At 76.2% G+C, this 3,190-nt stretch carries 2 protein-coding genes and 1 pseudogene; 1 reads left to right on the top strand and 2 read right to left on the bottom strand.

Annotated elements, in window-relative coordinates; all coding sequences use genetic code 11:
- On the top strand, positions 1-1,982 hold a 1,982-nt coding region (locus ABZW32_RS39380; RefSeq protein WP_356225672.1), incomplete at its 5' end, for a HEAT repeat domain-containing protein.
- Positions 1,983-2,001: 19 nt separating this feature from the next.
- Here the strand turns inward: ABZW32_RS39380 and ABZW32_RS39375 are convergent.
- Positions 2,002-2,937 carry a hypothetical protein gene (locus tag ABZW32_RS39375; RefSeq protein WP_356225670.1) on the bottom strand — a complete coding sequence of 312 codons (936 nt, stop codon included), beginning with the start codon at positions 2,935-2,937 and terminating at the stop codon, positions 2,002-2,004.
- A gap of 166 nt (positions 2,938-3,103) precedes the next feature.
- Positions 3,104-3,190: pseudogene (locus ABZW32_RS39370) on the bottom strand (lytic transglycosylase domain-containing protein); the annotation flags it as partial.

The raw sequence follows: 3,190 nt of genomic DNA, 5'->3' as shown, positions 1-3,190 counted from the left end.
GGCCCGGGCCGGCGGACCCCGCCCGACTGCGGACGCTGCGGCCCATGCTGGCGGACTGGCTCCGCCTGGCCGGCCGCGAACCCGCCGTCCGGGCGCGTCTCGTCATGCGGTTCACGCTGCGGCTGTGCCCCGCGCCGTGGACGGCCGGGGAACTGACGGCCTTCGGCCGGTCCACGAACGTCCTCCTCGACGTGCTCTCCGGACTCTCCCGCCCGTCCGGACCCTCCGAACTCGCCGGACCCTCCGGACCGGACGCAGCCCCGGCCGGGGACCGGGCCGACCTCATCGCGGTGCTCGAAGCGGTCGCGCCGAGCCTCGCGGCGGCCGAGAAGGCGGCCGTCGCCCTCAGGTTGCGCGCGCTGCCCCCCGCACCCGCGGGAAGCCGGTCCACCCTGACCCTGCTGCGCGCCCTGGACGCGGTGCTGGTCCGTTCCGACCTGGATCAGGCGCTCGCCTCGGCCCGGCTGGGGGCCCGCCCCTGGGAGGCGGAGGCCGCCGTGCTGCGGGACGCCTTCGCCGCCCCGCACTCCCCCGCGGCCACCGTCGGATCCGGGCGGTGGCGAGCCGCGCTCGACGCGGCGGTGCGCTCGCCGAAGGCGCCGGAGGAACTGCGCCGGCTCCGCGAACGCCAGGACGGCGTTCCCGGGTCCCGGGAACGCCTGGGCGCCCTGATCGACGCCTACCCCGGCGCCGACCCCGGGGTGCGCGCCGCGCTCGTCGACTGGATGACGGACGTCCAGCCCCTCGACGCGCCCTCTTGGACCATCGCCGAGACCGCCCGCGCCGAGGCGCCGGGGCCTGGGCCTGGGCCTGGGCCGCGGACCGTGCGCGTCGACGACCTGGACCAGCCCCGTTCGACCGCACTGCGGGAGCGCCTGCTGGACATGCTGGAAGCCCCCGCTCCGGACCGTCGGCACGCCGCCGCCCTGGCGCTCTCGACGTGGCCGGAGCCCGAGGCCGGGCTCGCGGTGCTCCGCGCGTACCTGCGGGGCCGCGTCGACCTGCCCGTCGGCGACGTCCCGGCCCGCGCGCTGACCTCCATCGACGAGGCGGAACTGCGCGCGGACGAGGTCCTGCACGACCGGGTGGCCCTCGTGGCGACCCGGCTCGACGCGTGGGAGCTGGAACCGCTGGTCCCGCTGCTGCTCGAATGGTGGGAGCACGACCCGCCGTCCGGCGGTCGCGCAGCCGGGCGGGTGCTGCGCGCATTCCCCGCCGACGTGCTGGCGGAGCACCTCGGCGGGCGCCTCGACGCCGGGGCCTGGGGGTTCCTCGACCTGTTCCAGGGACGCCCCCTGCTGCGCACACCCGCGCTGACCCGGGTCCGTCGCCGGCTGCGTGCCGAAGGGCGTGACGACCTCGCCGACCGGCTGCTGCTCGTCGAGGGTCCGCTGCGCCGCCCGGACGCGGCGGAGCAGGACGCCGCCGCGCTGGCGGTGCTCCGCCTCCGGGCCCCGGCGGTGCCGGCCGAAGCGTCGGCGCCCCCGTCTCGGCGGGAGCTGCTGGCCCTGGCCCGCGGCGGGGACCCGGTGCGGGTGCGCCAGGCGCTCACGTGGCTGGCCGCGGGACACCGCGGTCCGGACCCGGACCGGGACCCCCGACTGCGGGAGCTGATCGTCGAGCTGCTGCGCCATCCCAGGCCCGGGGTCCGCCTGCACGCCCACCGGACCTCGCGGGCCATGCTGGACCGCCCGGCCCACCTGCACCACACCACGATCCTGCTGGACGACCCCCAGCCGGACCTGGTGCGCACGGCGATCCGGACGCTCTGCCACGCGGCTTGGGCACCCGCGGCACCCGCCGTGACCGGTTTGCTGGAACACCCCCATCCCGCTGTCCGCAAGGCGGCGGCCGAGGGGCTCGTGGGCTTGGGCGCGGTGGCGGTCCCCGCCCTCCGGCATGCGGCCGTGCACGCCCGACCGGACAGGCGGTCCCGGTACACGGTGGTTCTCGAAAGGATCGGGACCGCCGGAGGCGAGTAGTTCCGTCACGGCCGGCGGTTCATCGGTCCGCCACCGGCGCCGGGCCCGGATCGGCGTCCGGTGTCATCGGGACGGTCCGTACGTGCCCACGCGTGCGGCGCCAGTACCAGCGGGTCGCCGCCAGCAGCGCCACACCGTATCCGGAGAAGGCCGTGTAGCCGATCCATCCCACCAGCAGGGTGTCGTCGGCCGAGTCGAAGCTCCCGGACGGGATGTCGACCACACCCGTCTGGGCCAGCGCCAGGTACCCCAGCCCCAGCAGCCCGTACGGCACCAGCGTGGCCGTCCCGGTCAGGGCGGGGGTCAGCGGCAGCCACCGCGGCAGGCGCAGGCCCCACGGCCGGATCAGGCAGAACAGCAGCAGGATCCCCGCGAGGGCCATCAGTACGGTGGCGTCCAGCCCCCACCGTTCCAGGGTCAGCCACACCCCCGAGGCCCCGTTGCGCGCGGACTCCGCCAGCACCTCGGCCCCGCTCACCCCCGCGAAGGTGCCGCCCAGGGCCCAGTGGAGCTTCATCGCGATGTACGGCAGGAAGGTCAGCACGCCGAGGTACGGGATCCACCGCCCCGGCGGTCCCGACCGGGCCGCCGCGGCCGCGTCCCGCCGCGCGCCGGCGGCCACGGCGACGGCACCCGTGAGCAGTGCTCCCGCCAGGCCCAGCGCATGTGTCACCGCTCCCGTCACACTGTCCACGCCCTGCCCGAAGAGCAGCGCGAGCACGTCCATCAGCAGCGTGCAGCCGGCCGCCACGGACAGGCCGCAGGCCACCCACAGCAGTACGCGCGCTCGCGCGGCGAGCCCCGCTCCCGCCGCTGCCGCCGCCCCCGCGAGGACCCACACGGCAGCCGGCGGCCGGGCCCCGAACAGCCCGGCCCCGATCGCGAGGGAACCCGCGGCACCCGCCCACCAGCCACACACCACCGACATCTTCGGGGTCAGCATCTTCGAAGTCATGGCACGAGCCTCGCCTCGGCAGGCCGGCCCGCACATCACTTCCGGGGTTGATCCCGCTCCCCCGCCCGGGGGATGCGGCGGAACGGGCTGCGGGCGTGCGAAAACGCCCGGCGGGTGGTCCCGGCCGGGCGTTTTCGTGCGTGTTTCTGCTGTGTCCGCCGGTGGTTTAGTACCAGTGGTTGTTCTGCCAGAAGTTCCAGGCGCCGACGGGGCTGCCGTAGCGGGAGTTCATGTAGTCCAGGCCCCACTTGAT

Source organism: Streptomyces sp. NPDC004667, assembly GCF_040609475.1.
GTDB lineage: Bacteria > Actinomycetota > Actinomycetes > Streptomycetales > Streptomycetaceae > Streptomyces.
The sequence above is the reverse complement of the archived record's forward strand: the minus strand, read 5'-3'. Positions and strand labels throughout refer to the sequence as shown.